This window comes from Caulobacter sp. NIBR2454 (assembly GCF_027474405.1).
Classification (GTDB): Bacteria; Pseudomonadota; Alphaproteobacteria; order Caulobacterales; family Caulobacteraceae; genus Caulobacter.
The window spans coordinates 445315-459026 of record NZ_CP114871.1; the positions used below are offsets into that span (position 1 = coordinate 445315).

Here is a 13712-nt window from a genome sequence, read left to right on the forward strand (position 1 = left end):
ATGACCAGCACCGCCATCTATCCCAGCCTCAAGGGCAAACGCGTCGTCGTCACCGGAGGCGGCTCCGGCATCGGCGCCGGGCTCGTGGAGGGCTTCGTGCGCCAGGGCGCGGAAGTCCACTTCATCGACATCGCCGAGGCGGATTCCAAGGCGCTGGCGGAGGCGTTGAAGGATGCGCCGGTCGCGCCTGTCTTCCACCAATGCGACCTGACCGATACCGACGCGATCGCCGCCGTCTTCGCCGCCATCGGCGAGGTTGAGGTCCTGGTCAACAACGCCGGAAACGACGATCGTCACACCCTGGACGAAGTGACGTCGGACTATTTCGACGAGCGCATCGCCGTGAACCTCAAGCACATGGTGTTCTGCGCAAAGGCGGTGGTCCCGGCCATGAAGGCCGCCGGCAAGGGCGTGATCATCAACTTCGGCTCCATCTCCTGGCACCTCGGCTTGCCGGATCTGGTGCTCTACGAGACCGCCAAGGCGGGGATTGAGGGCATGACCCGCGCCCTGGCTCGTGAGCTCGGCGGCGACGGCATCCGCGTCGTCTGCATCAATCCCGGCAACGTGAAGACCCCGCGCCAGATGAAATGGTACACGCCCGAAGGCGAGGCCGAGATCGTCAGCCAGCAATGCCTGAAGGGCCGCATCGAGCCGGCCGACGTCGCCTCGCTCGTGCTGTTCCTGGCCTCGGACGACGCGCGATTCTGCACTGGTCACGAGTACTGGATCGACGCAGGTTGGCGCTGATGACGACACGCCAGCCCAAACGCCCCTTCCGCTCGCGCGAGTGGTTCGCCGACCCCGCGCGCAGCGACATGACCGCCCTCTATCTGGAGCGGTTCATGAACTACGGCATCACGCCGGGAGAGCTGCGTTCCGGCCGGCCGATCATCGGCATCGCTCAGAGCGGATCGGACCTGTCGCCCTGCAACCGCATCCATGTGGAGCTGGCCAAGCGCACGGCCGCCGGCATCCGCGACGCGGGCGGCATCCCGATGGAGTTCCCTGTCCATCCGATCTTCGAAAACTGCCGCCGCCCCACCGCGGCGCTGGATCGCAATCTGGCCTATCTTGGCCTGGTCGAGATCCTGCACGGCTATCCCATCGACGCGGTAGTCCTGACCACGGGCTGCGACAAGACCACCCCGTCGGGGATCATGGCGGCCTCCACCGTCGATATCCCGGCCATCGTCCTGTCCGGCGGACCGATGCTGGATGGCTGGCACGAGGGCGAGCTGGTCGGGTCGGGCACGGTGATCTGGCGTTCGCGCCGCAAGCTGGCAGCCGGTGAGATCACCGAAGAGGAATTCCTCGACCGCGCCTGCGCCTCGGCCCCATCCGCCGGGCATTGCAACACCATGGGCACGGCCTCGACCATGAACGCCGTGGCCGAGGCGCTTGGCCTGTCCCTCACCGGCTGCGCCGCCATTCCCGCGCCCTATCGCGAGCGTGGGCAGATGGCCTACGAGACCGGCCGCCGGATCGTGGAGATGGCCTATGAAGACCTGCGTCCCAGCCACATCCTGACCCGTCAGTCATTCCTCAACGCCATCGCCGTGGTCAGCGCCATCGGCGGCTCGTCCAACGCCCAGCCGCACATTGTCGGCATGGCGCGCCACGCGGGGGTCGAGATCGGTCCTGACGACTGGAGCGCGGCCTATGACCTGCCGCTGATCGTCAACATGCAGCCAGCCGGCAAGTATCTGGGCGAACGCTTCCATCGCGCCGGCGGCGTGCCGGCCGTGATGCACGAGCTGCTGGAGGCCGGGAAGATCGACGGCTCCTGTGGGACCGTCACCGGCGAGACCCTGGCCGAGAACCTCAAGGGCCGGGTCACCCACGACCGCGAGGTGATCACCCCCTACGATCAGCCTCTGCGTGAACGCGCCGGCTTCCTGGTGCTGAAGGGCAACCTGTTCGACTTCGCCATCATGAAGACGAGTGTCATCTCCGACGGCTTCCGCGAGCGCTATATGAGTACGCCCGGACGTGAGGGAATTTTCGAGGCCAGGGCCGTCGTGTTCGACGGATCGGACGACTATCACCACCGCATCAACGACCCGTCGCTGAACATCGACGAGAACACCATTCTGGTGATCCGCGGCTCGGGTCCGCTCGGCTGGCCCGGCTCGGCCGAGGTGGTCAACATGCAGCCGCCGGACGCCCTGATCCAACGCGGGATCATGAGCCTGCCGACCCTCGGCGACGGACGTCAGTCCGGCACAGCCGACAGCCCCTCGATCCTCAACGCCTCTCCAGAGAGCGCGGCGGGCGGCGGGCTGTCGTGGCTGCGGACCGGCGACGTCATCCACATCGACCTCAATACCGGACGCTGCGACGCCTTGGTGGACGAGGCCGAAATCGCACGACGCAAGACCGACCTGCCGGCGCCGCCAATCCCGGAAAGTCAGACGCCGTGGGAAGAACTCTACCGCGAGAAGACCGGCCAGCTGGCCGAAGGCGGCGTGCTTGAGTTCGCCGTCAAATACCGACAAACCTCAAAGAAAACGCCGAGACATAACCACTGATACGCCGGGCGATGCAGAGCGGCTGATCGGGGAAAACGGCCACCTCCACAGGGCGGGGCCATAGGGAGACACAGGACAATGGCAGGACCGACGGGGGGCTCAGGCCCTGACATCGCGGGCGGCGACCGCGTCAACATGGCGTTCATCGCCCTGATCGTGGCGGTCGCCACCATCGGCGGCTTCATGTTCGGCTACGATTCCGGCGTTATCAACGGCACCCAGGACGGCCTCGAAGCGGCCTTCAACCTGTCGGCCCTCGGCACCGGCTTCAATGTCGGCGCGATCCTTCTGGGCTGCGCTTTCGGCGCCTTCGCGGCGGGGCGTCTGGCCGACGCCATGGGCCGGCGCACGGTGATGCAGATCGCCGCCGTCCTCTTCATCATCTCCGCCATCTGGGCTGGTGCGGCTGACACTTCGGCGCACTTCATCATCGCCCGCTTTATCGGCGGCCTCGGCGTCGGCGCGGCCTCGGTGCTGTCGCCGGCCTATATCTCGGAAGTCACGCCGGCCTCCATCCGGGGACGCCTGTCCTCGGTGCAGCAGATCATGATCATCACCGGTCTGACTGGCGCCTTCGTGGCCAACTATGTGCTGGCCGCGACGGCGGGCGGTTCGACCGCCGAGTTCTGGATGGGCTTCCCCGCCTGGCGCTGGATGTTCTGGCTGCAGGTCGTGCCCGCCGCCATCTATCTGCTGGCGCTGCTGGCCATCCCCGAAAGCCCCCGATACCTGGTGGTCAAGCGCAAGGACGCCGAGGCCGCGGCCGTGCTGTCCAAGCTGTTCGGCGCTGGAACCGGCGAGCGCAAGGTCGCCGAAATCCGCGCCACCCTGGCGGCCGATCACAAGCCCAAGTTCGCCGACCTGCTCGACCCGGCGACCCGCAAGGTGCGCCCCATCGTCTGGGCCGGTCTGATCCTGGCAGTATTCCAGCAACTGGTCGGCATCAACATCGTGTTCTACTACGGCGCGGTGCTGTGGCAGTCCGTGGGCTTCTCCGAAAACGACGCCCTGAAGATCAACATCCTGTCGGGCGTGCTCTCCATCGTCGCCTGTCTGGCCGCGATCTCGGTCATCGACAAGATCGGCCGTAAACCGCTGCTGCTGATCGGCTCGGCGGGCATGTTCGTCACTCTGGCGGTCATGGCCTGGTGCTTCTCGCGCGCCACCATGCTCGACGGCGCCTTGCACCTGGACGACACCACCGGCCTGATCGCCCTCATCGCTGCCAACGCCTATGTGGTGTTCTTCAACTTCAGCTGGGGCCCGGTCATGTGGGTCATGCTGGGTGAGATGTTCCCCAACCAGATGCGTGGCTCGGCGCTGGCGGTGGCGGGCTTCGCCCAATGGATCGCCAACTTCGCGATCTCCGTCAGCTTCCCGGCCATGGCGGCGGGCCTGGGCCTGGTCGTCACCTACGGCTTCTATGCGGTCAGCGCCCTGATCTCGTTCTTCCTGGTCCAGGCCTGGGTGAAGGAGACCCGTGGTCGCGAGCTTGAAGACATGGTCGGCTGACCCTGTACGATCCTGACTGACGTCGCACGGCCCGTGGGTTCGCCCCGCGGGCCGTCTGCGTTTAGGCCAGGGTCTGGTCGAACTGGGCTGGACCGATCAGCCCGACCGGAGCCAGATCCACCGTCCCGTCGGCGAAGACCAGTTGCTCGATGTCAATCAGGACGTCGGTTCCCTCCGGAGACTGCTGACGCAAATCGACGATCCGCCATGAGCCGTCGTCCTGAGCGCTCCAGTCATAATCCGCCGCCGCACCGGAGAAGACCGCGGCGTCGAACCCGTCCCGACCGTCGAGCAGGTCATCACCCGCGCCGCCGGTCAGGCGGTTGTCTCCCTGGTTCCCCTTGAGGCTGTCGTCACCCCGACCGCCCACGGCGCCGACAATCAGATTGTCCACGTCGCCCTCGCTGGCGAAATAGGCGTTGGCGATGTTGCCGACGGCCAGCTTGGCGGGATCGTTCCGCACGTCCATGCGCGCCAACTGGGCCTGCGAGATCGTGGACCACGCGCCGGGCGCAAGATCGACATCCAGATCGGTCCCATAGGCCGAGAAGTCATAGGTGACCTGCGCCCCGGCGGTCCAGGTGGTCATGAACACCCGGTTGCCGCCCGGCTTGCCCTGGCCGACGCCGTCGATGGACAGCTCGCCGGTGGTGGGGCTCCAGCTATAGACCTGCTGCTCGCCGGCCTTGTCGAAGCGCGCGCCATAGGCATGTTGCAGGCCCCGAATGTCATCCAGCATCAGGGACTGCGGATAATCCCATGTCCCATTACGGTAGCCGCCATTGTCCGTCGCCCCGACGAAGGACAGGTAGCTCATCACCGAATACTCGATGCTGTCATGGTCGGTCGGCATGGCGCCGAACGCGCCTTCGCGCTCGTCCGTGTGCTTGAGGCCCAGGGCATGGCCGGTCTCGTGCAGCAGGGTCAGATAGGCGTAGCCGCCCTTTGTGGCGTTCCCGAAATAGCCGCTGGCGCTGGAAATCCAAACATCGCCGCCCTCCGACGAGGCGTGGGGGCTGTAGGCCCAGGCCGTGCTGGTCGCGCCGGTGCGGGCGAAGCGCAGGTCAGCCCCGCTTTGGGAGCCTTCGACGAAATCCAGTTCGATTACGGCGGAATAGGCGTCCAGGACATTCAGCACGGCGGTTTGCTGGCCGGCCGTCATGGCCGAGAAGCCCTTCGCGGTCTCGCCGTAGCCATAGCTGGAGCCATAAGCTTCGACGATCTTTGGAAAGCTATAGGTAAGGCTATTTGCCGACCAGCGAAGTCCAGATAGGACGCCGTCAGTATAAACATCGCCTTTTGCGGCGAATTTCTCTGGCTTTGGCATCGCGTGGCTTCTGACCGGCTGTGATTTCCGGTGAGAATTTCGGCGATAAACCTTAATCGACGCGATATTATTGAGGTAAATCCGAATACATCTGAATATACAAAAGGTAAATCTTAAATAAGGCTTTTGTTTACTGTAATGCGACGGGGCCGCGGCGCCGGGGGAGGGAGCGAGCGGCCCGGCGCTGCGCAGGAGCCTGTTGCGTCGCAGCAAGAACTCAGTAGCGGATTTTGAGCGAACCGCTCCGGAAATCCCAATCTAGGTGAGAAAAATTTGAAATGGGGCTGGTTATGCCGAAGCCTTACCAGCTTGGCGGTTGCGTCATTTGTTAACTATAGATCGCCAAACCCTGAAGGTTATTCAGGTTAACAAAGCGTTGACAGGTAAGATTACTCTGAGCCAGCGTTCGCGCCGCGGTGGCGGGCGGCGCCTTTTTCGCGCTGCGGCGCCGTGAGTGATTGCTTGGTCTGGGCTGCGTCCCACTGACGACGCGAGTTCCGAAAACATCATCGACGATGGAGCGGGAGAGTTCCCGCCAGCGTCGTTGGGCCTGGCGATTGCAACTGCACGGCAAACGACAGGGTAGGGGGCCCACAATGGCACAGGTTCATAACAACACTGAGTTGACGACCGCGCTTGCTGGCGGTGACACGACCATCGAACTGCTCGGCGGTGACTACTCGGCGAACGTGACGATCAGTCGAGGCGTGACCATCACGCTCGGCGCTGGCGTGGGGGCGGAGGATGCCAAGATCACCGGCCAGTGGACGATCAATAGCGCGGCAAGCGTCACGATCGACGGTCTTCTGTTCGTCAACGAGACGTTGGCGGGGGATACGGGAACCTTCTATTCGGTTCAGATTCAGGGCGCGGCGGCAGGCGTCACCCACACTATTTCTGGTTCAACCTTCTTGCGGGAAGCTCCGGATTGGGAGACGGCTGGTTCCAACAATCCGAACCATTATGCGATCTATGTCACCAACACGGTGAACGCCACTGGCCGCGTGGTGATCGACAATAATGTCATCACCAGCGCCAACGATGAAAACCCTTATGGGCCCGGCGTGTGGCGCAGCGGCGTGTGGGTGACGGGGACGACTAACGGCGTCGTTGAGATCACTGAAAACGATTTCGCCCATGTTCGCGGCGCGCTTAACGCCGGAACTTATTCTGATAGCTGGCTGATTTCGGGAAATTCATTCTCCGACGCCGGGACCGCCATTGCCTTCGGCAACAGCGTGCCTGGCGACTTGTCCAAGGTTACGGACAACACCTTTGGCGAGAACGTGGATCTCGAGCTGAACCTGAAAGGTGAAACGGGCGGCGTAGATCTGTCCGACTTCGACGCGGCGCAATTCGACGATGCCGGCACCTACATCCTCGGCGGTGCCGGGTTGGACACGGCCGTCTTCAACGGCTCCATCAATACCCTGAAGCCGTTCGTGAAGTGGGATGCCGACGGGTCCGGCTGGCTCATCAACTACACGGGTCCCACCAGCTTCGCAGATCCCGACGGTGCAGGGCCTGAGACAGCGGCGACGGCGACGGCCGCCGCTTTGGTAGGCGAGAGCATGGTGGTCAACGTCGAGAAGATCGTTGCGGACAACGCAACGTTCCTGCTCGTCGGCTCAGGCGGGTTCGCGACCATCGGCGCGGCGATAGCGGCGGCCGATCCCGGCGACACCATCCGGATCGCGGCCGGGACCTACACTGAGAACGTCGTCATTAGCAAAGCGGACCTGACCATCATCGGCGACGGCGACGCGACGATCATCCAAGGGACGGGGATCAATGGTTCGATAGGCGTCAACATTCAGGCGTCCGGCGCCGCCATTCAGGACATCAAGGTCGCTGGCTTCCACTACGACGTGCGTATCACCGGGGACGTGAGCGACATCGTCATCGACGACGTCACCTTCGCGGACGCCAAGGTTGGCCTTGGCAAATCGACCGCATCGGACATCACCGGCCTGACAGTCAAGGACAGCACGTTCACGGACTTGGTCATCGGCGTTGATCTGCCCACGGCATCCTCGGAAGGTCGTGTGACGAACCTAGAGTTCCTCGACAACGCCTTCACCGACATCACCCACAAGGGCTTCTATGCCGAAGCCCTGTCGAACGCCCTGTTGGAGGGCGTGACCATGACCCGGGTGGGGCAGGAGGGGAATGACAGCGGCCTCAACGGCAACGGCATCGACATCAATCTGAAGTACGACGCCTATTCCGACATCACCATCAAGGACTTCACCTTCGTGGACGTCGGCGGTGATGACGCCAACGGCGCGGCCATCGCGGTCAAGGCGCGGAACGATGGCAGCACCTACGGCGCCGATCCCGCCAGCTTCACCGGCGCGGTGCTGATCGAAGGCGGCTCCATCACTGGCGCGACCGTCGGGGTCCGCGCGGGCGAGGCGGGCCAGACCGTCGCGGATCCCGCCGTGAAGATCGTCGATGTGACGATCAACAGTTCGGTGGCGGACATCGACAACCGGACTACCTCCACCATGACTCTTGCCGTAGCCACGCCGCTGTCGGTGGCTGGCACCTCCGTTGGCTACATCGACGACGGCGTCGCTGATGTCCTTACCGTGGGCGCCGGAGGGACCTATTCGACCATCACCGCCGCCCTGGCGGCCGCGCATGAAGGCGACACGATCAAGGTCGCGGCAGGCACCTACAACGAAAGCGTTGTCGTCAACGTCGCCAACCTCACCATCGAGGGCGCCGACGGGGTGGTGATCAAGGGCACGTTCAACGCCGACAACGGCGCGTTCAGCGGCGACCTGTCGGATTGGATCGGGACCCAGCTGTCCTACAACGGGAATTCCGGCGCGGGCGTCACCGTCCGGGCGGATGGTTTCACGCTCAAGGACGTCAAGATCGACGATTTCTTCCAGGGCGTTCGGTTCGACACGGACGTGGATGACGCCACCCTGACCGACGTCGATATCGAGAACTCGCTGTTTGGCCTGCACAAGACGACGACGGCCGACGTGGTCGGCCTGACGATCACCCGCGGTTCGATCGTCGATGGCTATCAGGGGACGGATTTCACCAAGAGCACAAGCAGTCTGACCGACGGCCAGCTCAAGGACGTCAACATCACCGGGACCCTGTTCCAGGACTTGAGCGCCAAGGGCATCTATACCGAGGCCTTGGCTGACGCCCTGATCACCGGGATCACCATGACCAATGTTGGCGTGTTCGGCCGCGGCGACTCCTTCGGCGTCATCGGCGAGCACGGCGCCGGCATCGACATCAATCTTAAGAGCGGTTCCTACAGCGACATCACGATCCAGAACTTCACGTTCACGGATGTGGGCACGTCCAACGGGGCTGGGCCGTCGCACAACAACGCCGGCGCCATCACCATCAAGGCCCGCAATGATGCGCCGAGCTACAACGCCAATCCGGCGACCATCACCGATACAGTGATCATCCGAAACGGAGCGATCGACGGCACTTCCACCGGTATTCGTGTTGGCGAAGAGGGCAAGACGGTTAGTGGGCCGAGAGTCAGCGTCACCGATGTAAAGGTGATCGACTTTGTGGACAGTACCGACCATGGAGCCTTCATCAACGACACAACCTCGCCGATGAGCGTGGTCTTTACTTCGGCCGGGTTCATTTTCGATCAGGGCGCCAGCAGCGGGGTGATCAACTTCACGCCCTACACCGCCCCGGCTCCGGATCCCGAGCCGGAAGAGGAAGAGCCCGCTCCGCCGCCTCCTCCTCCGCCTCCCCCGCCTAACCCGGGTCAGGGACCTGGCGCCCAGCTTCCTGACGCCATCGTCGAGTCCTTCGACAACGTCACCGGCGTCGATCCGACTTCTGAAAAGGCGAGCCAGCCGACCATCATCCTGCCCAGCGGCGAAGAGGTTCCCAACCCGATCTACGAAGAGGTCCTGGAAATGGCGGACCTGGTCGCTCAGCTCCAGGCGGGCCTGATCTCGGAGGAGACCGTCATCGACAAGATGGTCGAGTTCGCCACCGACACCACGGCGGTGGCGTTGCAGGCCTATCAGTTCTTCACCGGGGCCACGCCGACGAAGGAAGGCGTCACCTATCTCGTCAACAGCGACGATAACGAGAACGACCTGACCGATCCCTATTACGCCACCTTCAGCCCGGACAACCGCTACATCAACTTCGCGGTCAGCCTGGGTACGGGCGGCGAGGGCGCCGCCAATTTCGAGGCGGAGTACGGACAGCTCTCCTTCGAGGACGCCGTGAAGTCGGCCTACGACACCATCATCGGTCTGGACAACGCCGAGGCGGCCGGCATCAACGTGACGGAGGCCATCGCCTATGTCATGGCGCAACTGGCTTACTTCACGGCCTTGGGCGGCACCGCGCTGGGCGCCAAGGCGGCCATGGTCGGGTTCCTGATGTTCGCGGGCATGAACGCCAAGGTCGGCGTCTATTACGACGGCACCCGCGGCTTCCTGGCCGACGCCTTCAACGGCGAGGCTGACTACAATGTCGACCTGACCGGCGGCGCGGGCTCAGGGGGTTTCACCTCTTCGGGTCTGGAGCTTGGTCTGGCCTGATCGGGGATCAACCGGCGAGGCGGCTTAGCGCCTCGTCGGTCTCCAGGCCCTCGATCTCGACCTGCTTGAGGCGGGCGGTCTGGCCGGCGACGATCGTGATCGCGGACTTGGGCACGCCCAGCGTCTTGGCCAGCAGAATGACGAGCGCCGCATTGGCCTCGCCGTCGGCCGGCGGGGCGCTGACGCGGGCCTTCAGGAAGGCTCGTCCCTCGGCGTCCTTGTCCCAGCCGTCGATCCGGTCTCGCCCGCCGCGAGGCGTCAGGCGGACCGCGATCCGAGCGGCCATGCCTTAGCCCAGCGCGCCCACGATGATGGGGGCGAGGGTGCGGTTGAAGATGATCTGTATGAATTGCAGCAGCAACCAGGCCACGATCGGGCTGATGTCGATGCCGCCCAGGGTCGGCAGAACCCGCTGCAGCGGACGCAGGATCGGGTCGGTGATCCGCTCCAGCATCGTCAGCACCTGGTACACGAAGCGGTTGCGCGTGTTGATGATGTCGAACGCCACCAGCCAGCTCACGATCGCGCGGGCGAAGATCAGGAAGATCAACAGGCTGATGATGGTGTTCACCAGCCAAACAATGGCGTAGCCCATGGGGCCTCCAGACATGTCCAAGGCTTGGGTTGTATCCGTCGATGGACCGCCGCCGCAACCCTTGACAGGGATCGCGCCCCCACCGTATGTGCCCGCTCTCAGCCGCGAGGCAGGGGGCCGTAGCTCAGTTGGTAGAGCGCGTCGTTCGCAATGACGAGGTCAGGGGTTCGACTCCCCTCGGCTCCACCAGAAAGGCCCCGTCGCAAAACGACGGGGCCTTTTCCATGTCTGACTTGCGGATCAGCTGTCGTTGGCGGCGCGATAGCTGCGGGCGCGGCGCTTGCGGGCGCTTTCGCGTGGGGCGCGGGTGAAGAGGAAGATGCTCAGGGCGCTCATGCCCAGCATGCCGACGCGCAGGGAGGTTTCAGCCTCCGGCGACATCCAGGCGAACAGCGAGGCGGCGAGGAAAAAGAGGGCGGACAGGAGCCAGAGGGGCGAGGCGGTGTTGTTCATGGTCGTCGTCAATCAATAGGGTCTGCCGCGGCTGCGGGCCGCCGCGTTCGGATCGGTTTGTTTTTTCGGAAGCGCCTTCTGGCCGGGGGCGGCGTCAGGCTCAAGTTTCGTTTTGTTAATCACTTGGCTCGCATGCGGCCTGATGTCGCCTGAGGCGGGACCTTAACGGTTCGCGCAAATCTGGCTGGCATCATGGAAGCATGCACAAGGCTCCGTCCTTCGCGACGTTCCATCGACCGCCGCTGACCGCCGTTACCTGGACGCTGGTCGCCTTTCTGGCTTCGGCGGCCTGCACGGGGGCCAGTCTCGCCTTCGCGCGGGAGGCGGGTCAGTTCGCCGCCATCTGGCCAGCCAACGCCGTGATCCTGGCACTGATGCTGCGAGCCCCCAGGCCGTTCCGCCTGTGGATGATCGTCGCCGGCTATGTCGGCATGGTCGCCGCCTCCAGCGCGCTGGCAGCCTGGGCTCTGGGCGACGCGGCGGTGCTCTACAGCGCGAATGTGGTCGAGCTGCTGCTTTGCCTGGCCGTACTGGAGCGCATGGCGCCGCGGGGGCTGGACTTCACCCGCGGCCGGGACCTGCTGTTGTTCTGCGGTCTGACCATGCTGGCTCCGGCTGTTTCAGCCAGCCTTTCCGTACTGGCCGTGAGCGTCATGGGCCTGCCCGCATCCCCGTGGAGCTGGATGATCTGGTTCGCCCGGAATCTGATGGGTCTGCTGGTCGTGACGCCGGCCCTGCTGATGATCTCGCCCCGTCGAATGCGCACCCGTCGCCGCCGTTCATGGCGCTGGGGAGACGTGTTGGTCGGCGCACTTCTGCTGGCCGTCCTGGCGGCCGTGTTCAGCCAGTCGCGCTACCCCCTGCTGTTCCTCATTCCGCCGGCCTTGGTGCTGGTGGCCTTCCGGCGCGGCGCCTTTGGCGGGGCCTTGGGCCTGTTGGTGACGGCGGCCGTGTCGATGAGCGCCACGGTCGCTCAATCTGGCCCCATCATGCTTATCCCCGGCTCCCTGACGATCCGGGTCCTGGTGCTGCAGGGCTTCCTGATCGCCATGGCCGCCTCGACCCTTCCGGTCGCGGCCGCGCTCGCCAGGCAGCGCCGGCTCATGATCTCGCTGAAGAAGGCGCGTAGCCGGGCGGATCGTCATCGTCGCGAGGCGGAGGCGAGCGAGCGCCGTTACCGCCTGATGGCCGACAACGCCACGGACATGATCGTCCGCTACGCGCCGTCCGGCCGCATACTGTTCGTCTCGCCGGCCAGCTTGCAGGTGCAGGGTTATGCGCCGGACGCACTGATCGGACGCTTCCTGCAGGACTTCATCCATCCGGACGACATGCAGCGCCTCATCGAGAACGCGCGCCGACTGATGGCGAGCGAAGAAGCGGAGCGTCGGCCCATTGAGTTCCGCTCGCGTATGCCTGACGGCGAGTGGCACTGGTTCGAGACCAATCCCTCGGTCCGTCGCGACGACCAAGGCGCGCCCGTCGAGTTCATCGACGTGATGCGCAACATCACAGCCCGTAAGGAGGCCGAGGCCGAACTGGCCGCCGCCAGGGCGGCCGCCGGCCAAGCCGCCATCGCCAAGGCGGATTTTCTTGGCGCCATGAATCACGAACTGCGCACGCCCCTGACTTCGATCATCGGCTTCTCGGACCTGCTGGTGGAGAGCGAGGCCCTGCCGGCGGCCGAGCATCGCTACGCTGAATGCGTGCGGCTGGCGGCGGGCAATCTGTTCGGCCTGATCAATGACATCCTGGATTTCTCGCGTATCGACTCCGGTTCTCTGCGGCTGGAGCCCGAGGTCGTGAGCCCAACCGATCTCTTCGCCGAAACCATCGCCCTCGTGGAGGAAGCCGCTCGGGCCAAGGGTCTGGACCTCAGGCTGAACATCGACCCGAGTGCGACCGCGCCCGTGATGGTCGATCCCCAGCGTCTTCGCCAGATCACCCTCAATTTCCTCGCCAACGCGGTGAAGTTCACACTCCAGGGCGCCGTCACCCTGACTGTGTCGCGGGTCGACGGCCTGCTGCGGGTCGAAGTGGCCGACACCGGACCCGGCGTGGACGAGAACCAGCGTGCGGCCTTGTTCGAGCGCTTCAGCCAGGGCGATAATTCCCGAACCCGCAGCCACGGCGGGACAGGCCTGGGCCTGGCCATCTGCCGAGGTCTGGCGCTCGCCATGGGCGGCCAGGCCGGCTATTCGCCGGGCGCGCGGGGCGGATCGATATTCTGGTGCGAGGTCGCCGCGCCGGCGGCGCCGATGGAGATGGAGGCGGCGGGATGAGCATGGGCGAGAAATCAAAGACGCCGCAGATCGTTCTGGTCGAGGACGACGCCCTGATCGCCGAATGGGTCCAGGTTCGCCTTCGGGCGGCGGGCTTCGAGGTCGACTGGCTGCAGAACGGCCAGACGGGCCTGAACCGCATCAAGCGGTCGCCGCCGGACCTGGTGCTGCTGGATATATCTATGCCGTTGATGGATGGGTTCGCCGTACTGCGCGAGCTTCGCTACGACCCCAAGACCAAGACCGTTCCGGTTCTTATGATGACCGCCCAGAACACCAAGGCGGATGTGGAGCGGGCAGGGCAGCTGCGCGCCAACGGCTACATCACCAAGCCGTTCATCGCCCAGGACCTGATCGCGCGCGTGCGCAAGCTGATCCAGGCGCATCAGTCGCCGAAAGCGTCCCAGGCCGGCGTATCGCCCCGGGACGTCTCTTCGGACCCGATCATCATCTAGGGCT

At 64.6% G+C, this 13712-nt stretch carries 10 protein-coding genes and 1 tRNA gene; 7 read left to right on the top strand and 4 right to left on the bottom strand.

What is annotated here, in order from left to right:
• From O5K31_RS02095 to O5K31_RS02105, 3 genes are all read left to right on the top strand, one after another.
• Entirely contained in the window at nucleotides 1-750 is a 750-nt protein-coding gene (locus O5K31_RS02095; protein WP_269715480.1) for an SDR family NAD(P)-dependent oxidoreductase, read from the top strand.
• Nucleotides 750-2531 carry an IlvD/Edd family dehydratase gene (locus tag O5K31_RS02100; protein ID WP_269715481.1) on the top strand — a complete coding sequence of 594 codons (1782 nt, stop codon included), beginning with the start codon at nucleotides 750-752 and terminating at the stop codon, nucleotides 2529-2531. Before O5K31_RS02095 ends, O5K31_RS02100 begins: the two co-directional genes overlap by 1 nt.
• A gap of 78 nt (nucleotides 2532-2609) precedes the next feature.
• Nucleotides 2610-4043: a sugar porter family MFS transporter gene (locus O5K31_RS02105; RefSeq protein ID WP_269715482.1), complete on the top strand. Its 1434-nt coding sequence runs from the start codon at nucleotides 2610-2612 to the stop codon at nucleotides 4041-4043.
• Between the two features lie 61 nt (nucleotides 4044-4104).
• Here the strand turns inward: O5K31_RS02105 and O5K31_RS02110 are convergent, their stop codons facing one another.
• On the bottom strand, nucleotides 4105-5370 hold the full coding sequence (locus O5K31_RS02110; protein ID WP_269715483.1) for a M10 family metallopeptidase: 1266 nt from the start codon (nucleotides 5368-5370) through the stop codon (nucleotides 4105-4107).
• 596 nt (nucleotides 5371-5966) lie between these two features.
• On the opposite strand from O5K31_RS02110, the gene O5K31_RS02115 reads away from it, so the two are divergent.
• Nucleotides 5967-9923, top strand: coding sequence for a hypothetical protein (locus O5K31_RS02115; RefSeq protein ID WP_269715484.1), 3957 nt, complete (start codon nucleotides 5967-5969; stop codon nucleotides 9921-9923).
• A 7-nt stretch (nucleotides 9924-9930) separates the two neighbouring features.
• Here the strand turns inward: O5K31_RS02115 and O5K31_RS02120 are convergent, their stop codons facing one another.
• A complete protein-coding gene (locus O5K31_RS02120; RefSeq protein ID WP_269715485.1) occupies nucleotides 9931-10209 on the bottom strand; it encodes a DUF167 family protein in 279 nt (92 codons plus the stop codon).
• 3 nt (nucleotides 10210-10212) lie between these two features.
• On the bottom strand, nucleotides 10213-10518 hold the full coding sequence (locus O5K31_RS02125) for a YggT family protein (protein WP_269715486.1): 306 nt from the start codon (nucleotides 10516-10518) through the stop codon (nucleotides 10213-10215).
• A gap of 113 nt (nucleotides 10519-10631) precedes the next feature.
• Here O5K31_RS02125 and O5K31_RS02130 point away from each other — a divergent pair.
• Nucleotides 10632-10707 (top strand) — tRNA-Ala (locus O5K31_RS02130).
• A 51-nt stretch (nucleotides 10708-10758) separates the two neighbouring features.
• Here the strand turns inward: O5K31_RS02130 and O5K31_RS02135 are convergent.
• Nucleotides 10759-10971, bottom strand: coding sequence for a hypothetical protein (locus tag O5K31_RS02135; RefSeq protein WP_269715487.1), 213 nt, complete (start codon nucleotides 10969-10971; stop codon nucleotides 10759-10761).
• A gap of 200 nt (nucleotides 10972-11171) precedes the next feature.
• Here O5K31_RS02135 and O5K31_RS02140 point away from each other — a divergent pair, with 200 nt between their 5' ends.
• Nucleotides 11172-13253, top strand: coding sequence for a sensor histidine kinase (locus O5K31_RS02140; protein WP_269715488.1), 2082 nt, complete (start codon nucleotides 11172-11174; stop codon nucleotides 13251-13253).
• Between the two features lie 2 nt (nucleotides 13254-13255).
• On the top strand, nucleotides 13256-13708 hold the full coding sequence (locus tag O5K31_RS02145) for a response regulator transcription factor (RefSeq protein ID WP_269715489.1): 453 nt from the start codon (nucleotides 13256-13258) through the stop codon (nucleotides 13706-13708).
• Nucleotides 13709-13712: the final 4 nt, after the last annotated feature.